This is a genomic window from Acinetobacter sp. YH12041, assembly GCF_013419975.1.
Lineage (GTDB): Bacteria > Pseudomonadota > Gammaproteobacteria > Pseudomonadales > Moraxellaceae > Acinetobacter.
The window spans coordinates 1-22,635 of the sequence record NZ_VOZC01000011.1; the positions used below are offsets into that span (position 1 = coordinate 1).

General features: G+C 43.6%; 20 protein-coding genes. 9 read left to right on the forward strand and 11 right to left on the reverse strand.

Annotation, left to right across the window (positions count from 1 at the left end; genetic code table 11):
- Positions 1–333: 333 nt before the first annotated feature.
- The 3 genes from dut to FTU00_RS09895 form a co-directional block, all read right to left on the reverse strand.
- Positions 334–786, reverse strand: coding sequence for a dUTP diphosphatase (gene dut, locus FTU00_RS09885; protein WP_180017037.1), 453 nt, complete (start codon positions 784–786; stop codon positions 334–336).
- 65 nt (positions 787–851) lie between these two features.
- Entirely contained in the window at positions 852–2,891 is a 2,040-nt protein-coding gene (rep, locus tag FTU00_RS09890) for a DNA helicase Rep (protein WP_159124471.1), read from the reverse strand.
- Positions 2,892–3,027: 136 nt separating this feature from the next.
- Positions 3,028–3,681, reverse strand: coding sequence for an OmpA family protein (locus tag FTU00_RS09895; protein ID WP_159124472.1), 654 nt, complete (start codon positions 3,679–3,681; stop codon positions 3,028–3,030).
- Positions 3,682–3,934: 253 nt separating this feature from the next.
- Between FTU00_RS09895 and FTU00_RS09900 the strand changes: the two genes are divergently transcribed.
- The 6 genes from FTU00_RS09900 to FTU00_RS09925 all read left to right on the forward strand — a co-directional run bounded on the left by FTU00_RS09900 (position 3,935) and on the right by FTU00_RS09925 (position 8,500).
- A complete protein-coding gene (locus FTU00_RS09900) occupies positions 3,935–4,861 on the forward strand; it encodes an acyltransferase (RefSeq protein WP_166137960.1) in 927 nt (308 codons plus the stop codon).
- 17 nt (positions 4,862–4,878) lie between these two features.
- Positions 4,879–5,943 (forward strand): preprotein translocase subunit SecA, encoded by a 1,065-nt coding sequence (locus tag FTU00_RS09905; RefSeq protein ID WP_180138561.1) that lies wholly within the window; start codon positions 4,879–4,881, stop codon positions 5,941–5,943.
- Positions 5,944–6,100: 157 nt separating this feature from the next.
- Positions 6,101–6,811 (forward strand): septum site-determining protein MinC, encoded by a 711-nt coding sequence (minC, locus tag FTU00_RS09910; protein ID WP_180002419.1) that lies wholly within the window; start codon positions 6,101–6,103, stop codon positions 6,809–6,811.
- Between the two features lie 64 nt (positions 6,812–6,875).
- A complete protein-coding gene (gene minD / locus FTU00_RS09915) occupies positions 6,876–7,688 on the forward strand; it encodes a septum site-determining protein MinD (protein ID WP_166137968.1) in 813 nt (270 codons plus the stop codon).
- A 2-nt stretch (positions 7,689–7,690) separates the two neighbouring features.
- The gene (gene minE / locus FTU00_RS09920) at positions 7,691–7,963 is read left to right on the forward strand and encodes a cell division topological specificity factor MinE (RefSeq protein WP_004783265.1); all 273 of its coding nucleotides are present in this window, start codon (positions 7,691–7,693) and stop codon (positions 7,961–7,963) included.
- Positions 7,964–8,212: 249 nt separating this feature from the next.
- Positions 8,213–8,500 (forward strand): PA4642 family protein, encoded by a 288-nt coding sequence (locus FTU00_RS09925; protein ID WP_004783267.1) that lies wholly within the window; start codon positions 8,213–8,215, stop codon positions 8,498–8,500.
- 61 nt (positions 8,501–8,561) lie between these two features.
- Here the strand turns inward: FTU00_RS09925 and FTU00_RS09930 are convergent, their stop codons facing one another.
- The gene (locus tag FTU00_RS09930) at positions 8,562–11,612 is read right to left on the reverse strand and encodes a DNA translocase FtsK (RefSeq protein WP_180002417.1); all 3,051 of its coding nucleotides are present in this window, start codon (positions 11,610–11,612) and stop codon (positions 8,562–8,564) included.
- 238 nt (positions 11,613–11,850) lie between these two features.
- Between FTU00_RS09930 and trxB the strand changes: the two genes are divergently transcribed.
- From trxB to FTU00_RS09945, 3 genes are all read left to right on the forward strand, one after another.
- A complete protein-coding gene (trxB, locus tag FTU00_RS09935; RefSeq protein ID WP_004783272.1) occupies positions 11,851–12,810 on the forward strand; it encodes a thioredoxin-disulfide reductase in 960 nt (319 codons plus the stop codon).
- An 83-nt stretch (positions 12,811–12,893) separates the two neighbouring features.
- Positions 12,894–13,625, forward strand: coding sequence for a leucyl/phenylalanyl-tRNA--protein transferase (gene aat / locus FTU00_RS09940; protein WP_180179645.1), 732 nt, complete (start codon positions 12,894–12,896; stop codon positions 13,623–13,625).
- Positions 13,626–13,646: 21 nt separating this feature from the next.
- Positions 13,647–14,462 (forward strand): arginyltransferase, encoded by an 816-nt coding sequence (locus FTU00_RS09945; RefSeq protein WP_005234302.1) that lies wholly within the window; start codon positions 13,647–13,649, stop codon positions 14,460–14,462.
- Between the two features lie 27 nt (positions 14,463–14,489).
- On the opposite strand, the gene rimI is transcribed toward FTU00_RS09945, so the two are convergent.
- From rimI to FTU00_RS09980, 7 genes are all read right to left on the reverse strand, one after another.
- Positions 14,490–14,948, reverse strand: coding sequence for a ribosomal protein S18-alanine N-acetyltransferase (rimI, locus tag FTU00_RS09950; protein WP_180002414.1), 459 nt, complete (start codon positions 14,946–14,948; stop codon positions 14,490–14,492).
- A gap of 113 nt (positions 14,949–15,061) precedes the next feature.
- Positions 15,062–15,943, reverse strand: a complete 882-nt coding sequence (locus tag FTU00_RS09955) for a metal-dependent hydrolase (RefSeq protein WP_180179646.1) — start codon at positions 15,941–15,943, stop codon at positions 15,062–15,064.
- A 234-nt stretch (positions 15,944–16,177) separates the two neighbouring features.
- Positions 16,178–17,368, reverse strand: a complete 1,191-nt coding sequence (tuf, locus tag FTU00_RS09960; protein WP_166139643.1) for an elongation factor Tu — start codon at positions 17,366–17,368, stop codon at positions 16,178–16,180.
- A gap of 94 nt (positions 17,369–17,462) precedes the next feature.
- Entirely contained in the window at positions 17,463–19,598 is a 2,136-nt protein-coding gene (fusA, locus tag FTU00_RS09965; protein ID WP_159123545.1) for an elongation factor G, read from the reverse strand.
- A gap of 131 nt (positions 19,599–19,729) precedes the next feature.
- A complete protein-coding gene (gene rpsG / locus FTU00_RS09970; protein ID WP_004783282.1) occupies positions 19,730–20,200 on the reverse strand; it encodes a 30S ribosomal protein S7 in 471 nt (156 codons plus the stop codon).
- A gap of 180 nt (positions 20,201–20,380) precedes the next feature.
- Positions 20,381–20,755, reverse strand: coding sequence for a 30S ribosomal protein S12 (gene rpsL, locus FTU00_RS09975; protein ID WP_004783283.1), 375 nt, complete (start codon positions 20,753–20,755; stop codon positions 20,381–20,383).
- A gap of 155 nt (positions 20,756–20,910) precedes the next feature.
- A complete protein-coding gene (locus FTU00_RS09980; protein ID WP_180179647.1) occupies positions 20,911–22,413 on the reverse strand; it encodes an EcsC family protein in 1,503 nt (500 codons plus the stop codon).
- Positions 22,414–22,635: the final 222 nt, after the last annotated feature.

Below are 22,635 nucleotides of genomic sequence, written 5' to 3' on the forward strand. Positions count from 1 at the left end.
TGAGGATCAGAAAGCTTGTTTGAATCGATGTATTTCATCCGCAGATTATGCACGAATGCTAAGAAATCCGGAGTGCAAATATTAACCAAAAAGAAGATCGTTTTTTGATTTATGAAAGAGATCTATTATTTATCACCTATTTTCTTAAATTCTAAATGATTTTATTTTTCTATTTAAATGAGACTAAAAGTTTATTTAAATATTTTTCATTGAAATAAAATTCAAGAATAAAGTTTATTAAATAGCTCTGTCATTTTTTTATTGTTTTTATGATTAAAACTCTAAAAAAAGATGACTTAACTCAAAACATCCAAGTTAAGTCATCCTTTAATTTTAGTTTTTACCAGTATGACCGAAACCGCCCGCGCCACGCTCGGTTGCTTCAAACTCATTCACCAGATCAAATTCGGCCTGTACCACAGGGACTAATACATATTGGGCTAAACGCTCACCAGGTTCCAGGCTAAATGCAGCCTGACTACGGTTCCATACAGAAACCATCAGCTCGCCTTGGTAATCTGAATCGATCAAGCCAACCAGGTTACCTAAAACGATCCCGTGTTTATGACCTAAACCAGAACGTGGCAAGATCAAACCAGCAAATGCTGGATCTTCAATATAAATTGCCAAACCAGTTTTTACTAAAACTGTTTGACCCGGTTCAATCACAGTCGTTTCGTTGACACATGCACGAAGATCGAGTCCTGCTGAGCCAGTCGTTGCATAAGTCGGCAATGGCCATTCCTGACCTAGACGTGAATCAAGGACTTTCACCTGAACTTTCATGTATTTATTCCTGTTGTTTAATATCAAAAAATTTAAAGAATCAAAATCGTAGCGTTCTGTTACTTTTACCGTTTAATCAAGGCACGTAAATTATCCAGATAATGCTGAGCCTGCTGTTTTGGATCAATATTGCCTGCAAGTTTTTTCTTGCGGCCTAACCACTCCAGTTCATCTTCTGGCAGCTCATCCAGGAAGCGGCTTGGGGTCATCTGCTTCATCTGTCCACCCGCCTTACGCTGTTCCGCTAAGGTAATAGTCAAGCCCTGACGCGCACGAGTAATCCCCACGTACATTAGACGGCGTTCTTCCTCGACTGTTTCGGCAGCAATCGAGTTCTTATGTGGCAGAATTTCTTCTTCCAGTCCGATTAAGTAGACATAAGGGAATTCCAGACCTTTGGATGCATGCAAGGTCAGAAGGTTAACCTTATCGGTATCTTCTTCTTCCTGCTGCTGTTCCAGCATATCGAGAAGCACCATCTTACGGATGACACTTTCGATATTCTTTTCATCGACATCTTCTGCACGATTGATCAGACTCTGAATACTGCTATACAGCACTTCAATATTATCGAGTTTGGTTTTTTCCTGTGCCGGCGTCGCTGCGGATTCCTTGATATAGTCAATATAGCCGGCTTCCACCATCATCTGGCGGATAATCGGTACGGGCTCATCATCTTCCAGCAAGTTACGGGTAAAGTTATTGATAAAATCTGAAAATTCTGCCAGTTGTGTGGTCGCTTTCTTTGGGATCACCATGGTCAGACGTTGATCGCCTGCTGCTGACAGTAGAGACAGATTATTTTCCTGGGCAAACAGACCGAGTTTTTCCAGCGTCACCGGGCCAATGGCACGTTTCGGTGTGTTAATAATCCGCAGGAAAGCGCTGTCATCTTCCGGGTTAATGATCAGACGCAGGTAACTCATAATGTCCTTGATCTCTGCACGCGCAAAGAAAGACTGACCGCCAGAGAGCTTGTAAGGAATCTGCATCTGGCGCAGCTGAGTTTCCAGAATACGTGCCTGGAAATTACCACGATACAGAATCGCGTAATCTTTCCAGTTTTTACCATTCATCAGCTTATGCGTGATCAGGTCTTTCACTACGCGTTCTGCTTCATCATCATCATTACGACAAGTGATGACCCGAATCACTTCACCATGGCCTTTATCTGACCAGAGCTTTTTATCAAAGATATGCGGGTTGTTGCCAATCACGGTATTGGCAGCTTTCAGAATACGACTGGTAGAACGATAGTTCTGTTCCAGCTTGATCACTTTCAGATTCGGGAAATCCTGTTGTAACAGCGCCATATTTTCTGGCTTGGCACCACGCCAGGCATAAATCGACTGATCATCATCCCCTACAGCGGTGAACTGCCCCATGACCCCGACCAGTAATTTCACCAGAATATACTGTGCCGTATTGGTATCCTGATATTCATCGACCAGCAAATAACGTACACGGTTCTGCCATTTATCCCGAACTTCAGCATTTTCCTGTAACAGACGCGTTGGCATCACAATCAGGTCATCAAAATCGACGGCATTATAGGCACGCAGATTTCGCTCATAAAGTTGGTATAAATGCGCGAACTGAACATCTTCTGGCGTTTCACAGGTGGTATGTGCTTGCTCTGGTGGAATCAGATCGTTTTTCCAGTCCGAAATCATCTTCATCGCTTTGGCAATCAATTCTTTGCTTTCAGCACCCGACAAGTTATCGCGATGCATCAGATCCATCAGAATCCGCTTACAGTCATCGGCATCCAGAATCGAGAAATTATTTTTTAGCGGTGTGTGTTTGAGTTCTAAACGTAATAAATTTAGACCAAAAGTATGGAAGGTCGAGACTGAAAGGCCTTTGGCTTCTTCTCGGGTCAGCAATTTGGTGACACGCTCTTTCATCTCACGTGCCGCCTTGTTGGTAAAGGTCATTGCCGTAATCCGGTGAGCCGGAATCCCGCAATGCTTGACCAAGTACGCGATTTTTCTTGTAATTACCGAGGTCTTGCCTGAACCCGCTCCGGCAAGTACTAACAAGGGTCCTTGAGTATATTTCATGGCTTCAAGTTGCTTGTCATTTAACTGACTGGCGAGTGACATATGGCTTCCTCTTCTAGATTCGGCTCCGATTATAGTCATCTCATGCCCAGATGCCTAATTGAAAATTCATTTTCCTGCGTCATCTTTCAGACATAAAAAAAACCACCCGAAGGTGGTTTTTCTACAAAATCAGTGATTACTGAACAGCATATACTGCAATTTCAACACGACGGTTTTGTTCTTTACCAGCTGCAGTTGAGTTGTCTGCGATCGGGTTCGCTGAACCAAGACCTTGTGCATTGATACGAGTACGTGCTACGCCTTGACCAGCAAGGTAGTTCGCAACAGATTGTGCACGTGCTTGAGACAATGGAATGTTGATTGAGTCATTACCAGTGCTGTCTGTATAACCAGTTACCAAGATACCGCTTTGGCTGTCTTCAGTCAGAACTTGGGCAACTTTATTCAATGTTGCATAGAAGTTTGGTTTGATGTTTGACTTGTTAGTGTCAAATGTAATCGCACCAGGCATTACCAAGTTGATTGAACCGTCTGGATTACGGTTTACATCTACACCAGTACCCGCAGTCGCTTGACGTAATTTTTTCTCTTTATTGTCAAGGTAAACACCCGCTGCACCACCAAGTACTGCACCAATTGCAGCTGCACGGTTGTTTTGACGGCTAGTATTGGCATTACTTTTAGAAATACCATAACCTGCAGCAGCACCAATTACTGTACCCAAAGCTGTTTTGTCGTACTCAACACCACCCAGGTTATTGCCAGTAGTTTGACAACCTGTAAGTGCTACTGCCCCTGCTACAGCTGCTGAAATTAATAGTGCACGCATTGCATGCCTCCTTTGTAGTGTAATTTGTATCTTAGGTCAGATAATGATTTAAAAATAATGGGATAACCATTGAATTTTTGTTAATAATAAATCTTTTAGTAATATTTTATAATGTTTATGTGTAACCAATTTCCTGAATTTCATCATAGTTTCTTCATAGTTTAACGATCGGACTTTTCTATTCGCTCAACTCCCTCTATATTGTTCAAAATGTGATGAAATTTAGACGATTATTCTCTGGGACTGTTTTTATATGTCATCTAAAAGCAAGCAACAAACGACTTTAAAAAAACTTACCCGTGGCCTCACGGTGACATCCGTTATGACTGGCAGTACTTTTTTTCATGGACCACCCGTACTGGCTTTGGGGCTGACCAAACTTTTTAAGAAATCTTCTAAGATTGATGAAACCAATATCAAGATTACCAATAGCTGGTTGGGCGTAAATAACTGGCTGATTGACAATGTCCTGAAAAATACCGAATGGCAAATCAGTATTGACGAATCTCTGGATCTGAACATGCAGGGGCGTTATTTAATGACCTGTAATCATCAGAGCTGGGTGGATACCACGGTAAACCAATATTTCGGTTTAACGCGCATGCCTCTCACCCGCTTTTTTACAAAATGGGAACTAATTTTTATTCCATTTGTAGGTCAAGCCTTTAAAATTCTGGGCTTCCCGATGATGAAAAGGCATAGCAAGGAACAGATTGCCAAAAACCCTTCCCTGAAATATCGGGATATGGAAGAAGCACGTAAGGCATGTGAACAACTGGTTAGCCAGCCATTTACCTTGCTGAATTATCTGGAAGGTACACGTTTTACCCCAGAAAAGCATGAACAGCAAAAATCGCCTTATAAGCATTTGTTGAAGCCTAAGGCGGGCGGTCTCGCGCTGGCACTGAACATTCTGGGGGACAAAATTGATGCACTGGTGGATATGACTATTGTTTATCCTGACGGTGTGCCAGGTTATGGGGAATTCTGGTTAGGCGAAGTCCCGCGTATTGCCGTGAACTTGAGAAAAATTGACATTCCAGACTGGGTACTCGGCGGCAATTATGAAGATGATGCAGATTACCGTGCGCGTTTCCAGCAATGGGTAGACCAAATCTGGACTGAAAAAGACCAATTAATTGAGCAAATGCAGCAGAACCTGATTTCCGCTTCTGCCTGACATTTGCCAGAGAGACTATGAAGAACGACAACCCGGACCTCGTGTCCAGCTCATTTAAGTTTATTCGCAAAGGCACTTGGGGCTGGAAAATTGCACTGATTTATGACATTTTCATGATGGTTGTCATCATCATCAATTTGTTCTGTCTCTGTGCCAATGCCATTCTGATGAGCGATTTTGGGCACTGGTTGTTTGACTTCATTCGTCTGCCTGATGTCTTGCAGTTTTATAAAAGTGAATTACGTCCCTGGGTAATGATTACCGAGGGATGGTTTACCACCTTCCTGATTATTGAACTCATCGTTCGCTGGTTCATTGCCATTGTTATGCGCCACCATGCCCGCTGGTGGTTCTTTCCCTTTGTGCACTGGTATGAAATTTTATCCATCATCCCACAGCTACGTTTTCTGCGTTTGTTACGTGCAGTCGCGATTGGCTACAATCTGCATAGCCATGGATACAAAGTCATACCGGCAAGCTGGTATAGACGGGGTAATTTCTACTATAACCTGCTGATGGAAGAACTTTCGAGCCGTGTAGTATTGACGGTACTGGATGGCATTAAACGTGAACTCAGCACCAGCACATCACATAAACAATTAATTGATGATTTGGTGGAACATCACCGTAAATTACTGGCTGTTGCTTTGACAGATATCTTGCAAGAGTCTTTGGGCAAGGAATTACAGGCACGGCGCTTCATGATTTCAAAAAATGTCGGGCAAGTCGTCAATCAGGCCATTGAAGATACACCTGAGCTCACCCAGCTTCTGCGTCTGATTCCCATTGTGGGTGGACGGCTGGAACGCCAGATCCAGAGTATTGGTCAACGTCTGGGAGAAAATATCACTCAAGGCCTGATCGATCCTTTTACACATAGTGGATCACAAGAAAACCCGACTTTTGCCATGATTTCAGATAAGATTAGCCAGATTCAGATTGAACATAATCCACATATTGATAAATTAGTCGAATCGGCTGTTTTTGAAACACTTGAAGCCATTCAAAAACAGGTCAAAGTAAAACAGTGGCAACAGATTTTAGAAGAACACGAACAAAATCAGGGCTCAATCGATAGATGAGTTTTCATTTGTGGAATCGGCTAAGATAAGTGGATTCTATTCGTATAAAAAAATAACTTGGATCGCTAGAGAATTAACGAAATTTGTTCTAGGATTTGCACTATTTACAACATTGCTTCGACATAAAACAGCAAGTCAGAAGTATTAAGGAAAAATTATGGCTGACATACGGATAAAAGGCAGAATGGTCAATGCGCTACGCATTAGCCTCGATACCAATGATCATGATGCAATCCGCCAGCAACTGAAACCAAAATTACAAGCGGCTTTTCCGCCAGGCACATTGGCGGTAATTGAAAGTTCAGTCGACCAGGAACTGATTGCCCTGATCCAGTTACTGATTGATCTCGAAGTTCAGCCTATGGCGGTGACTGAAGGGATTCTGGGGGATCAGGCTCGTGCGATTCAGTTCCCTGTTCTGCCACCTGACCGTCAGTTACAGGAAATTAAGGCGACCAAAGAACAGGTCATGGAAGTCAAATCCGAATCTGCTGCTGACGATGAAAAAGCTGATGCAGCACCGATCGTCGCGCATGTGACTTCTTATCACGATGAAATTCTGCGCACCGGCCAATGCATTGTGCAGAATCAGGGTGACATTATTATTACGGCCGGAATAAACAGTGGTTCAGAAGTGATTGCTTCAGGCAATATCCATATTTATGGCAGCGCGCGTGGCCGTGTGATTGCAGGTGCAGGTGGCAATACTGCAGCGCGTATTTTCTGCCATGCGCTGGAGGCCGAACTGATTTCTATTGCAGGTACTTACTGTGTGGCCGACGACATTCCACCGAATGTTGTGAAAAAACCCGTGCATATTTACTTGAATGATCAACAAGAGCTTGTATTTGAAGCTCTACAATTTTAATGTATAAATAAACACCAAAAACCCCATTTTATAGGGGATTTGAACCATAACAGGAGTGGATTCGGTGGCGAAAATTGTTGTCGTAACATCAGGCAAAGGTGGCGTAGGTAAGACTACAACAAGTGCATCTTTTGCAACAGGTTTAGCCCTACGTGGCCACAAAACTGTGGTAATCGATTTTGATGTAGGCTTGCGTAACCTTGATTTGATTATGGGCTGTGAACGCCGTGTAGTATATGATTTTGTAAATGTTCTCAATAACGAAGCACGATTACAACAAGCACTGATTCGCGATAAAGATATTGAAAATTTATATATTTTACCTGCTTCACAAACACGTGATAAAGATGCTTTAACTGATGAAGGCGTAGAACGTGTAATGGATGAGCTTTCACAGGAATTTGATTATATCGTGTGTGACTCACCTGCAGGTATTGAACGTGGTGCCATTTTAGCCATGTACCATGCAGATGAAGCTATCATTGTGACTAACCCTGAAATTTCTTCAGTACGTGACTCTGACCGCATCATTGGCATGTTAGATAGTAAAACTAAAAAAGTAGAACAAAACGAAGGTCGCATCCGTAAACACCTGTGTATTACCCGTTTCAATCCGGAACGTGCCGATAAACAGGAAATGTTAACGATTGACGATATTTCTAAAGATATTTTACGTGTTCCAACCTTAGGTGTTATTCCTGAGTGTCCAAGCGTTCTACAGGCATCGAATGAAGGTAAACCAGTGATTCACTTTACCGAATCTGCCGCAGGTCAGGCTTATGATGACCTTGTAGCACGTTTCCTGGGTGAAGAGCGTCCTTACCGTCATATTGAAGTAAAACCTAAGGGCTGGTTAGCACGATTATTTGGAGCGTAAACATGGCTGGATTCTGGAGTAAACTTTTTAGTAGCGAGGATAAACCATCAAGCGCACAAACCGCGAAAGACCGTTTGAAAGTCATTGTTGCTTCTGAACAGGGTTTGGGGCGCCGTTTGAGTCAGGATAAAATTGACCAGATGAAGACAGAGATCATGCAAGTGGTCAATCGCTACGTCCGCGGGGTTGATGAACAGCACATTCAGATGCAGGTACGTTCTGAAGCAAACATTGAAATGCTTGAAATGAATATCAATTTACCTGAAGAGCGATAATCTGAATTTTGATTAGTCAAGTAAATTGATTCAAGGCAAAATATGAGCCTCAACAAAGCGCCGCTTTGTTGAGACGCAAGACCAGAAGCTTGGCTTCGCGTAGACTTGATAGTAATTAGTATTTTTTTTACCTCATCTCAAAACGTGAAGTGATACTTCGAATAGACAAAGTGCATGATAAGACTTTGCCTCTTGCGAACTCATATTTTGCCTTTTTTCATGCCGAAGAATTACATCAAGGAGATTGCGATGGCATTATCTCAACCAGCGACCTTTAACGAAGAATGGTCAGATGAGCGTGTATATGCCTACCTGAATCAGCTTCCTCCTGCAGGCGTCAATGCAGATTTTCATGTGCTTTATCATGCATTCAAGCATATGCGCCCTTTTGATTATGAACGCCTACTAACCAAATTTGTCGCAGACGGTCGCGATCTTAACGCCACCAATCCGGAAGGACAGCGCATTCATGACGTGATTGCCACTTATCCGCGTCAAAGTGCCGAGTTCCTCGCAGTATTAGAAAAATTTGCATAAGTTGTAATGCATAAAAAAGCCTGCTTTAAGCAGGCTTTTTTAATCGCTAAAGATTCTGGATTTAAACCAGGATCTCACGCTTACCATTGGCACCCATTGAGCTGACAATGCCATTTTCTTCCATCTGATCAATGATCCTCGCAGCACGGTTGTAACCCAGACTGAACTTACGCTGCAAAGATGAAGTTGATGCTTTGCGGGTTTCCAAGACGAAGGCTACACACTGGTCATAGAGTGCATCTCGATCCGATCCGCCATCTCCACCATCCTCAAAGCCGCGGCTAGACGGTTCTTCATCAAATGGGGTCAGGATCTCATCCACATAGTTAGGCGCACCACGCTCACGCCATGCATCACAGATCCGGTTCACTTCATCATCGGCAATAAAAGCCCCGTGTACACGCTCCGGCTCAATTTTACCCGGGCCAAGGAACAGCATGTCACCGTGACCAAGCAGGTCTTCTGCACCACCTGCATCGAGAATAGTACGTGAGTCAATTTTTGAGTTCACACGAAGTGCGACACGTGTCGGAATATTCGCCTTGATCAGACCAGTGATCACATCTACTGAGGGACGCTGAGTTGCCAGTAACAGGTGAATACCGGCAGCACGGGATTTTTGTGCCAGACGGGTAATCATCTCTTCAGCTTTCTTACCGACCTGCATGATCATATCCGCGAACTCATCGGCAACAATCACAATCGATGGCAATGGCGTTAAGCGCGGTGCACGTTCCCCTGCGACTGATTCACTCGCTTTCCAGGTTGGATCAAATAGCTCTTCACCATTGGCAAGCGCCTCTTCTACCTTACGGTTATAGTCGCTGAGCTTACGAATTTTCAGGAAAGACATCAGTTTGTAACGACGTTCCATTTCATTCACACACCAGTTCAAGGCACTGACTGCATCTTTCATATCGGTCACAACTGGGGTTAACAGGTGTGGAATATCGTTATAGTTGGCCAATTCAAGCTGTTTCGGATCGATCAGGATCAGGCGTAACTGGTCTGGTGTGTACTTCAATAGCATCGATAGAATCATCGAGTTAACCGCCACCGACTTACCAGAACCCGTAGTCCCTGCTACCAGCATATGCGGTGCTTTACCCAGTTCAGTAATCACCGGATTGCCCGAAATATCCTTACCCATGGCCATCGACAAAATGCCATCTGGATCATTGAATTTTGGAATCTGTACCAGTTCAATCAAACGCACCATTTCACGGCTACTGTTCGGAACTTCAATGCCGATATAAGGCTTACCTGGAATAACTTCGACTACACGTACTGAAGCCATTGACATCGAACGAGCCAAGTCACGTGAAATATTAGTGACTTTGGAAGCTTTCACACCAGGCGCAAGGTCCAGTTCAAAACGGGTCACGACTGGGCCTGGCTGAGCCTCGACCACTTTGGCTTTAACGTTAAATTCCTGAAGCTTGATTTCCAGAAGTTCTGATAAACGGGATAATTGCTCTTCAGTGAAATTCACTTTTTTGTTCGGATCGACTTTATCCAGCAATTCCAGACCCGGCAATGGTGACAGGTCTTTACGGCGCTCAGCGACCTGCATGGCACGTGACATTGGACGACCAGCGGCATCGGTCAGTGGCGCATCGAAGTCAAACTCGTCTTCATCCTGAGGCTTACCGGCAGTTTCATGCCAAGCTTCAATAAATTCTTCTTTGGACAATGCTTCCCGAACTGCTGCATTGGTCGCTGCGGTTTGAGCTGCTGTCTCTACACGCTGAATCGGTGCCTGAACAAAAGCAGAAGATTGGGCATAACTTGATGCACGTACAGGTGCAGGTTTTGGTTCATCAGCTTCAACCAGTAAATCGTCCAGATCCTCAAAGTCCGCTTCCAGGCTGGTATTTTTAATCGCATGTGCAGCCATAAGTGGAGCAGCCGCAGTTGAGCTGATTGTTCCAGCATCTTCTACAATTCTGAGGGATTTTTCAGCTGCTGCTGAATTGAACGGGCTATGCACATCCGTTGCGGTTTTACCTTGCGGGACTGCGGCCAATAACTCATCAAAAATTTCATCATCATCCCAGTCCAGATTATTCTTGGCGGTAGATGATGATGTCACTTCATGAGCATTGTGATTCGTTGACGCAGCTGCAAATGCATCAGGAGAAAAATCAGCTTGCTCTTCTTCTGCAGCTTTAAGCAAAGCATCGATATCCTGCTTGTGACGCTGGTCTTCATTGGAATGTAACGCACGCCACACCTCCCCTGTTGCCACCACACGATCCGGCTCTACTGTTCGCGGTGCTTGTTCCTGAACAGGTTCTGAAGCTGATGTCTGTACAGGTTCAGAAATATCTTCTTCATAGTGGTGAGGCTGGTGCGATTCTTTATCTGCAAAATCCTCAAACAGGCGTTCAGCGACATGATCGCGAACTACAGGGTCGACTTCTACCAGATCATGCTCAGGTGCGGCAGTGACTGGTACTGTCACTTTTTTGGCAGCTGCTTTTACCGCTTCTTTTTTAATTACAGGTGCGGTACGGTCAAAATCAGACATACCTTCTGGCACATTACGGTAGAACAGGTCTTGCAGATAAGCAGGTGTTGCCTTGAGACTGCTCCAGGTCTTGTTCCATTTCACACCAAATGCCAAGGTAAACAGAACCACCCAAAGCACCAGCAAGAAAAAAGCTGCGCCATAGACAGTTAGTAATTGTTCAAGACTTTGGCCCAGCTCATAGCCAATGATCCCGCCTGAAGAATTATCCAGCGTATCGGCTGGAACTTGCCAGAACAGGAACAGCAACGCCGATGTAGTCAATAACAGGAAGAATTGGGCAGCATAGCGGAATGGACGGTTCAGGAAGCTGCGCGGCCACCAGACCTGGATTGCTTCCATAAACAGATACACAGGGATCAGCAGGCTTGCCCAACCGAGAAAACCAAATAACAGGTCTGAAATCCAGGCCCCTGCAACCCCACTCGCATTTGAAACTGTCTGCGTATCACTAGAGATATGCATCCACCCCGGATCAAATGGTGTATAGGTCACTGTTGCAAGAAACAGATAAATCCCAAATGAGACTAAAAATAATGTCATTACTAAGCGCTGTGCATAGGCACTCGACACCGCTGTCATATACTGTCCTGTAACCAATTCTTCATGAATATTCTTTTGCTGGTATGCTTCAAAAAAAGCGTCGCAATAAAATGCATATTATGCACCTGTTGCATCAAAAAAGATGCATTATTGTGTACTTCTTCTATATAGCCCAAATCGATTTCGATGATCAATAATATCGACTTTAATCTCACACCACTGTTATACAGTTTCACGTATAATTCAATAAATTTCTAAATAAAAAAGGATACAGCGAATGAGCGCACGTCACTCACGACTGATTATTTTAGGTTCTGGCCCTGCTGGCTATAGCGCAGCAGTCTATGCAGCGCGTGCAAACTTAAAACCGACCCTGATTGCAGGTCTGCAACTGGGTGGTCAATTAACCACAACGACTGAAGTAGATAACTGGCCTGGCGATCCTGAAGGTCTGACAGGTCCAGCTTTAATGGAACGTATGCAGGCTCATGCAGAACGTTTTGGTACTGAAATTGTCTATGATCATATCAATGAAGTTGACCTTAACGTTCGTCCATTCGTTCTCAAAGGCGATATGGAAGAATTCACTTGTGATGCCCTGATCATTTGTACTGGTGCAACTGCGCAATACCTGGGTCTGGAATCAGAAGCTGCATTTATGGGTCAAGGCGTGAGCGCTTGTGCAACCTGTGACGGTTTCTTCTATAAAGAGCAAAAAGTCATGGTTGTGGGCGGTGGTAATACCGCTGTTGAAGAAGCGTTATATCTCTCTAACATCGCTTCTCACGTGACCCTGGTTCACCGTCGTGACACACTACGTTCTGAAAAAATCCTGCAAGACCATCTTTTTGAAAAAGAAAAAGAAGGCAAAATCAGTATTATCTGGAATCATCAGGTAGAAGAAGTGTTGGGTGATACCACTGGCGTCACTGCGGTACGTTTAAAATCAACTCAAGATGATTCAACTCAGGACGTTGAAGTATCAGGTCTATTTGTTGCTATTGGTCATAAACCAAATAGCACCATGTTCGAAGGCCAGCTAGAACTGCGTGATGGTTATATTCAGGTTCAAAGTGGTACCGCAGGGAATGCCACCCAAACCTCTATCCCGGGTGTATTCGCTGCAGGCGATATCGCAGACAGTATCTACCGTCAGGCGATTACTTCTGCAGGTTCAGGCTGTATGGCGGCACTGGATGCAGAAAAATATCTCGATGCAATGGGTAAATTAGACTAAGCAGCGAAAATAAAAAGACCGTCCATCATGGGCGGTTTTTTTATGTATGATAAAAACAGTCTATTTCAAGATCAGGGTTCTGCATGCATCTTCTTCCTCCTTCACAGTACATTTTCCCCAATCCTGAAGAAGCAGATCTTGAGGGTGAAGGCCTGATTTGTATCGGTGCAGACCTCTCCCCTTCTACTTTGTATGAGGCCTATACCCATGGTCTCTTCCCCTGGTTTTCTGAAGGTGATCCGATCTGCTGGTGGAGTCCGGAACCACGCTGTATTATTCGGCCAGAAGATTATCATCCAAGTAAATCCCTGCTTCGAAGCATGAAAAAACAGGATTATAAAATTACGGTGAATCATGCTTTTGAAAGAGTCATCCGTTCCTGCTCATTGCCTCGCGCTTATGCAGATGAGACCTGGATTAGTGAAGAGATCATTCAAGGTTATTGCGACCTGTTTAATGCGGGTCATGGTTATAGTATTGAGGTTTGGGATGAAGATCGCCTAGTAGGTGGACTCTATGGGGTGACTATCGGCAAGGGCTGTTTCGGTGAATCCATGTTTAGCACCCAGACCGATGTTTCTAAAATGGCTTTCTATGCCCTGATGCTGATTGGCAGAGAAAATCAGCTGCCCTGGATTGACTGTCAATTGGTGAATGATCACTTGATGAGTCTAGGTGCCTGTACAATTTCTCGCCATACATATCTTAAATCGTTACAAGATGTGATAAAACAGCCTGCGATCAATTGGAAAAAGTATCAAGACGGTGTATTTTCAAGTAAAACAATAGCGCAGTCTGCGCGATTAAGTGAATGAAAATAACAGAGGGCACTTGTTATGAACTCTTATCAACCACAGTCCCTACTGAACGATTTACAGTATTATATTACGCCGCCGCATGACTGTAGCTATCTGCCCAACAAGTCCGCGCGCATGGTTTTTCTTGATCCAGCGCACCGTATTGATGTAGTGACGCTGTCCGAGCTTTCTCGTACCGGTTTCCGTCGTAGTGGTGATTTTGTCTATCGGCCTGAATGCCACCTGTGCCGTCAATGTTTATCTTCACGTATTCCTGTTCATGAATTCCAAATGAACAGCTCGCAAAAAAAAGCCTGGAAACGTAATCAGGATTTGACGGTTAAAATTACCCATCCTGAACAGGCCACAGATATACATTACGCCCTCTATGAACGTTATATTAATGAACGTCATGCAGATGGTGATATGTATCCACCTAGCCGTGACCAGTTCGAAAAGTTTTTACTGCAAAGCTGTACCGATAGTTTCTTTCTGGAATTATGGAAAGATGACCGTCTCATCAGTGTATCGACTTGTGACCTGCTCGATGATGGCGTTTCAGCGGTGTATACTTTCTTTGATCCTGATGAGAACCGCCGTTCCCTTGGTGCCTTTGCGATTCTGAAACAGATTGAGCACACTCAAAAACTTGGCTTACAGTTTGTTTATCTGGGCTACTGGGTGCCACATTCAGCCAAAATGAACTACAAGTCTCAATACCTGCCACTTGAATTATTGATTGACGGGCAATGGCGCCGATTAAACCGCACCCTTACCCCTGTGGAGATTGAACATCTGGGAAACTCCTTGATGACGACCTTGCCTAGCGGATGGAATAATCCCATCATCAAGTAATTTAGTCGTCAAATAAGAGCTGGAATATTATTTAAACAGGCTGGCAAAATCATCAGTACAGGACTTCACCATAATAATGGCATGTTCCCGAGTGCCATTCGAATTCGGATAATAGTTCTTGCGCAGATCAATTTGATGAAAACCGGTTTTTTCATACAGTTTAATTGCAGCAGTATTGCTTTCCCGTACTTCCAGAAAGATTTGTACTGGACTATTTTTCAATAATGCAATTGAGGCATCTAGCAACTGATAACCTAAACCTTTGCCCTGTTGCGCAGGATCAATTGCCATCAGTAATAAATTGGCTTCATCCAACACCGGCTGTAAAATGCAGAACCCTACGACTTGCCCTGCTTGTTCAATCACAGTGCTTTGATAGGCAGTAACAGCATCTTCAAATTGTTTAAAGGTCCAGGGATGGGATTGTACTTTGGTTTCAATCTTGGCAACGGCTGGTACATCCGCAGCTTGCATCAAACGAATCATCTTCGTTCATCTTATCTAGAATTAACCTCCGCATTATAGAAACTTTATTTAAAAAATCGAGCAAAAAAAAGAGCAACTTAGGTTGCTCTTCAGTCTTTTAATCTAGTTTTAAATTAAAGGCCCAGTTTTTGTTTCCAGCTTTGTAATAAGCTATGGGTGTCATGATCATTTGGATGAAAACCAGGTTTAAAGTACATCAGCATTTCTTTACCCATACCGGTAATAATTCCTTTAGATGGGCTATAACCATAAGTATAGATTTCTTTTAAAGCTCCAAGACTTAACTGACGGTCTTCTTTCAATAAACGCAATACGAAGTAGCTTTGTACAAAGAATAGCGTGACCATCGCTGCAACCAGTGAAGTGGTACGCAGTAGATAAGATTTTAAACCTTTACCGAAAACACCTTCGAATACATCATAGGCCACGGCCTTATGTTCATTCTCTTCAATTGCATGCCAGAGCCACATGGTTTTCATGGTGTCATCTTTCATCAGTTCCTGAATATGCTGATTGGTCAGTAACTGAGATGCAATGGTCGCAGTAAAATGTTCTAGTGCAGTCGTCGCAGTGAGGTCGACCATTTCCTGGGTAATACCAACTGGCTTACCGACTGCCGCAAAGATTTTGCGTGCAGTTTGAATGACTCGGTCAGTATAATGATCTAGCGTATCAACATCATGGCCATGGCGTTGCGCTGAGGCATTAAAGCCAACATGTTCCTGGGTATGCATGGCTTCCTGACCAATAAAGGCAGAAATTTCTTTTTGCAATGCTTCATTGTCTTTAATTGCTGGGTGCTGACGTACAGCGCGAACAGAATCAATAAAGAATTTTTCACCTGCCGGGAATAATGCAGAGAGTGCAGCCATAAAGTGAGTCAGTCCTGCTGAACCATTCATCCAGTATTCTGGCACTTGATCAAAATCAAAACTCATACGACGTACCGGAAAACTTGCGCCTGCACGATTGGTAATTTTCACTTGAGCATTCATACACTTACTCCCATCAGTTCTATATAGAGCTGAAATCTAATTATTAAAATTCTTATAGTTATATTACTGCGTTGAATTTTTCACATAAGGGTAGATAAGGTCAGTGAAATATCACTTAAGGACAGCTTGTAAATATATTGTTAGACAATTTAAATATGCTTGAAAATGAGTAGGTTGAATTTACAGATATAAAAAAAGCGTCCCAAAGGGACGCTTTTTTCACACAATCAGCGATTATGCAGTTACTTTAGCAACTACACCAGCACCAACTGTACGACCACCCTCACGGATCGCAAAACGTAGACCTGGGTCCATTGCGATTGGGTGAATTAGTTCTACTGACATTTCTACGTTGTCACCAGGCATAACCATTTCAACGCCTTCTTTCAAAGAAATCGCGCCAGTTACGTCAGTTGTACGGAAGTAGAACTGTGGACGGTAACCATTCAGGAATGGAGTGTGACGACCACCTTCGTCTTTAGAAAGTACGTATACTTCTGCATCGAATTTAGTGTGCGGTTTGATAGAACCTGGTTTAGCAAGTACTTGACCACGTTGTACGTCTTCACGTTTAGTACCACGAAGCAAGATACCACAGTTCTCACCAGCACGGCCTTCGTCAAGAAGTTTACGGAACATTTCAACGCCAGTTACAGTAGTCTTAACTGTGTCTTTGATACCCACGATTTCAACTTCTTCACCAACTTTGATGATACCAGTTTCAACACGGCCAGTTACAACTGTACCACGGCCAGAAATTGAGAATACGTCTTCGATTGGCATCAGGAATGCTTGGTCGATTGCACGTTCTGGTTCTGGGATGTAAGAGTCAAGAGCTTCAACAAGCGCAACTACTGCTGGCTCGCCGTATTGGCTGTCATCACCATTAAGTGCAAGAAGAGCAGAACCACGGATTACAGGAGTATCATCACCTGGGAAGTCGTAAGTAGAAAGAAGTTCACGAACTTCCATTTCAACCAGTTCAAGAAGTTCTTCGTCGTCTACAAGGTCGCATTTGTTCAAGAATACAACGATGTAAGGTACACCTACCTGACGAGAAAGCAGGATGTGTTCACGAGTTTGTGGCATTGGACCGTCAGTCGCAGCACATACAAGGATCGCACCGTCCATCTGAGCAGCACCAGTAATCATGTTTTTAACATAATCGGCGTGGCCCGGGCAGTCTACGTGAGCATAGTGACGAGTTGGAGAATCGTATTCTACGTGTGAAGTATTAATTGTAATACCACGTGCTTTTTCTTCTGGTGCAGAGTCGATTGCAGCGTAGTCTTTCGCTTCACCACCGAATTTTTTAGCACATACAGTTGCAATCGCAGCTGTTAAAGTTGTTTTACCATGGTCAACGTGACCGATTGTGCCCACGTTAACGTGTGGCTTATTACGTTCAAACTTAGCCTTAGCCATGTTCATCTTCCTTTGTAGATTACTCATGCAGTAAACCTGCATGAGTATTAGATTTTAACTATAAATTTAGTTAGGCAATATAGTAATCGAAAGATTACTCGTCGTCACCTTTTTTGCCGCCAGCTTGGAACTTAGCAATGATGCCTTCAGCCACGTTACGTGGAGTTTCAGCATATTTAGCAAATTCCATAGAGTAAGTCGCACGACCTTGAGACATAGAACGCATGTGAGTTGCGTAACCAAACATCTCAGAAAGTGGAACTTCAGCACGGATTGCTTTAGTACCGCCAGGAAGATCGTCCATACCTTGAACCATACCACGACGACGGTTTAAGTCACCCATGATATCGCCCATGTAGTCTTCTGGAGTTTCTACTTCAACTTTCATGATTGGTTCAAGAAGAACAGGATCTGCTTTCATGAAACCGTCACGGAAGGCATAAGAACCCGCCATTTTGAACGATAATTCGTCAGAGTCGACATCATGGTAAGAACCGTCGAACAATGTCGCTTTGATGCCAACTACTGGGTAACCAGCAAGGACACCATTCTTCATACGTTCTTGGATACCTTTGTCAACCGCACCGAAGAATTCTTTCGGTACTACACCGCCGACAACTTCTTCAGCGAACTCGTAGTCTTTACCAGATTCAGGGTCCATTGGCTCAAGACGTACGTATACGTGACCAAATTTACCTTTACCACCTGTTTGACGAACGAATTTACCTTCTTGTTCAACAGATTTTTTGATCGTTTCACGGTAAGCAACCATTGGTTTACCAATGTTTGCTTCAACGTTGAACTCACGTTTCATACGGTCAACGATGATGTCAAGGTGAAGCTCACCCATACCAGCAATAATTGTTTGACCAGATTCTTCGTCAGTACGTACGCGGAACGATGGATCTTCTTTCGCCAAACGACCTAAAGCAACTGACATTTTTTCTTGGTCAGCTTTAGTTTTAGGCTCAACTGCAAGTGCAATTACTGGCTCTGGGAATTCCATACGCTCTAGTGTAATTACGTGGTTTTCATCACATAATGTATCACCAGTCGTTGTATCTTTAAGACCTACACATGCCGCGATGTCGCCCGCACGAATTTCTTCGATGTCGTGACGGTCATTTGCGTGCATCTGTACGATACGGCCGATACGCTCACGTTTCATTTTCACTGGGTTATAAACCGGGCTACCCGCTTTAAGAACACCAGAGTAAACACGTACGAACGTTAAGTTACCAACGAATTTGTCGTTCATGATTTTGAACGCTAACGCAGCAAACGGTGCATCATCAGACGCTTCACGAGAACCTTCAGTTTCGTCTTTGTCGTCTAAGATACCTTTGATTGCTTCAACGTCAGTCGGCGCTGGAAGGAATTCAATTACTGCGTCCAACATACGTTGAACACCTTTGTTTTTGAACGCCGAACCACACATCATCGGTTGAATTTCGTTTGCAAGCGTACGCGTACGTAAACCAGCTACGATTTCTTCTTTCGTCAAATCACCTTCTTCAAGGTATTTGTCCATAAGCTCTTCAGATGCTTCCGCAGCTGCTTCAACCATGTTTGTACGCCATTCATTAGCAGTATCAACTAGGTCAGCTGGGATGTCGCCATATTCGAACTTCATACCTTGAGATGCTTCATCCCAGATAATCGCTTTCATTTCGATAAGGTCAACAACACCTTGGAAGTTTTCTTCAGCACCGATTGGAACAACGATTGGCACTGGGTTAGCACCCAAGCGAGTTTTCATTTGTTCAACCGCACGGAAGAAGTTCGCACCAGTACGGTCCATTTTGTTAACGAACGCAATACGTGGAACTTTATATTTGTTCGCTTGACGCCATACAGTTTCAGACTGAGGTTGTACACCACCTACAGCACAGTAAACCATACACGCACCGTCAAGAACACGCATAGAACGCTCAACTTCGATTGTGAAGTCAACGTGTCCTGGGGTGTCAATAACGTTAATACGGTGTTGTTCGAACTGGTTGCCCATACCTTTCCAGAAGCATGTTACAGCTGCTGAAGTAATGGTAATACCACGTTCTTGCTCTTGTTCCATCCAGTCCGTAGTTGCCGAACCTTCGTGAGTTTCACCTAGTTTGTGGCTCTCACCTGTGTAGAACAAAATACGTTCAGAAGTCGTTGTTTTACCAGCGTCAATGTGCGCTGAGATACCAATGTTACGGTAACGAGAAATTGGGGTTTGACGAGCCATGATTTCTTGCATTCCTAAATTTTGTTGTTTAAAACAGGACGCTTTAAGCTGCTGGGCAGCTTAAAGCGATTCGATGACAAAACAGCGAAAACTGGCTCATCATCCTCCTGAATAGGGGCTGTTTTAACCGCTTAGAAGCGATAGTGAGAGAAGGCTTTGTTGGCTTCAGCCATACGGTGCACATCTTCACGTTTTTTAACCGCTGCGCCTTTACCTTCAGCTGCATCAAGCAACTCGCCAGCAAGACGTAAAGCCATAGTTTTTTCAGAACGCTTAGCAGCAGCATCTACTAACCAACGCATAGCCAAGGCAGTACGACGGGATGGGCGCACTTCCATAGGTACCTGGTATGTAGCACCACCAACACGGCGTGCTTTTACTTCGACCATAGGACGAACTTTTTCAAGAGTAGTCTCGAAAAATTCAACTGGATCTACTTTAGATTTTTCTTGAACGCGGTCTAAAGCACCGTAAACGATACTTTCAGCAATAGATTTTTTACCATCTTGCATTACGTGGTTCATGAATTTAGCGATTGTTTGGCTGCTGAACTTAGGATCCGGAAGGATTTCACGAGCAGCGACTACGCGACGTCTTGGCATTTTAAAACTACCTATAAATATGACACTTCAGGTTAATCCAGCAGTAGCACAAAGTGTCGTGTGCATTCGCTGGCCTTACTACACGTCGCTTGAATTTTCACAAAATTAAATGCAGAAATCAGACAAGCGAGACGATAAAGGATTGCAGTTCTAGCGAACTAAGAGCTTAATCTCGAAAGATTATTTCTTAGGACGTTTAGTACCGTATTTAGAACGAGCTTGGTTACGATCTTTAACACCAGCACAGTCTAAAGAACCACGAACGGTATGGTAACGTACACCTGGTAAGTCTTTAACACGACCACCACGGATAAGAACAACACTGTGCTCTTGCAGGTTATGGCCTTCACCACCGATGTAGCTAGAAACTTCGAAACCTGAAGTTAAGCGAACACGGCAAACTTTACGCATTGCTGAGTTAGGTTTTTTAGGTGTAGTTGTGTAAACACGTGTACAAACACCACGGCGCTGTGGACAAGCCTTCAACGCAGGAACTTTAGATTTTTCAACTAAAGTCGTACGACCCTTACGGATCAACTGATTTGTTGTTGCCATGTGGCAATTCTCCCGTTAATAAAAAGCCCCAAAAAAATACTACTTTTTGAGGGCATGCAATTGTATGTCAAGATGCAAAATCGGTCAATATGCCGAAGTCAGGCAAAACACGATCGCATCTCGACTTTAAGCGTTTATTTTATGGCGAAAATCACTTATTTTTTCGATTTCGTGGCAGCATTTTTTGTAACATCTTCCGTAGTTTCCTCAGCTTGCGTTTGTTTGTCTGCAGTCTCGGAGTTTTCTGGATTATTTGTATCCGTCTCTTCTTCAGCGGCTGCCTGTAACATTTCTGTGTCATTTTCCTGCAAGCCGAGCTCTTCTTCTAGGGCTGCATCTGCATCAAAAGAATCTTTTGGAATAGCCGGTTTTTGTTCCTGTCTAGCGTCGGCATGTTCAACCAGTTTATCGGTCAATTCATCCAGACCTTCACTGACCTTTTCATCTTTTTTCACTTCAGCTTCTTCCGGGCTCAAGCTTTCCTGCTCTTTCTTAACCAGTTTGACTTGCTTGATGGTTTGATTGCCTTCAATTAGGATTTCTTTATCCAGAATTGGCTTATCTTTATCAGCGGCTGAATGATCAAGATTTTCCATCAGCTTCGGGGTCGCCTGCTGGAGCAGGTCAACGGCTTTTTCATAGGCAGCATATGGCGACAAACCTAGATCCTGATGCTGCTGCAAATACTGACGAGCATGCGAGAATACTTCTTGAGCTTTCTGGTTCACATCATTCACAAAGCGATGGCTATAGACTGCACCAATCCCTGCACTTGCCAATGGAGTCAGTTTGGTTAGCTGCTCTAATAAAGACAGTTTCGGAAAATGGTTCATCCATTCCCACTTCATGCTGCCATCCTGATTACTGAGCCATTTTTTCAGTGTTTCTATATCATTGCTTGACCCGAGCATGGTCTGTAGCTGGGACAGGTCATGTGTCTTTAAGGTACTGCTCAGCGCTTTAAGCCCCATTAAGAGTGCTTGTTTTTCTGCAATCAGACTGAGATCAATTTGTCTAAAGATATGCTGTACGATTTCCTGATCATCTTCCTTGCTCAGATCAAAACCATAAGAACGTCCTACTTGATAGATGGTACGCAGTGCCATCAATAAAGAAGCCGGAATATCAATCGCAGTTCCCAATACCCCAGTGACGCCACTTACAGCACCTTGTACTGTCGCCATCCATTTATTTTGTTCGGCAAACGCCTGAGAAATGCGTTGTGAACGCGTAGTATCCTGAGTTAATTCTTCTAGATCCTTCGCCCCTGCTTCATTCAGAATGGCATCAACCGAACTCATCTGGTTACTGAATTGATTCAGGTGATTATAAAAGTAGTCAGATACTTTGTCGGCCAGCTGGGGAGAAACAAAATGCGCGACATTATTCACGGTATTAAAACGACGGCCCAGCAGCTGACGGGAAACATTGGGAAGATGTTCGCGTAGCATGTCTTTAGGATTTTCATATTTTTTTGAAGCAAAAGGGCTTTTGACTTTTGCCGAGCCATCAACAGCATGATCGGTATTGAAGGTTTTAGTCACAGAATCTGGTGCAACATGATTTAACAATTCCAAACCTGTTGAACTGAACTTTTTCGCCACTCCAAAGGCATTCGAAATCAGACCATTAGATTGTTTATTATTAGCATTTACCATTTTTTACCTCAGCATGCACGTGCTTGTATTTGGTATAAATACTAGGTGTAGTCAGCATTTATCTCAACCTTATTCTGTTTCATTTAGTAAAAGCTCTACACAGTACTTTATAAACTCAACCTACTGTCACACGGCATAACATTTGCCATAAGATTTCAAAAATCTTTCTGCTATGATGTTCTGCATTGTGAAATAGGGGTCAGCGCTATATTTTGCAGTCTT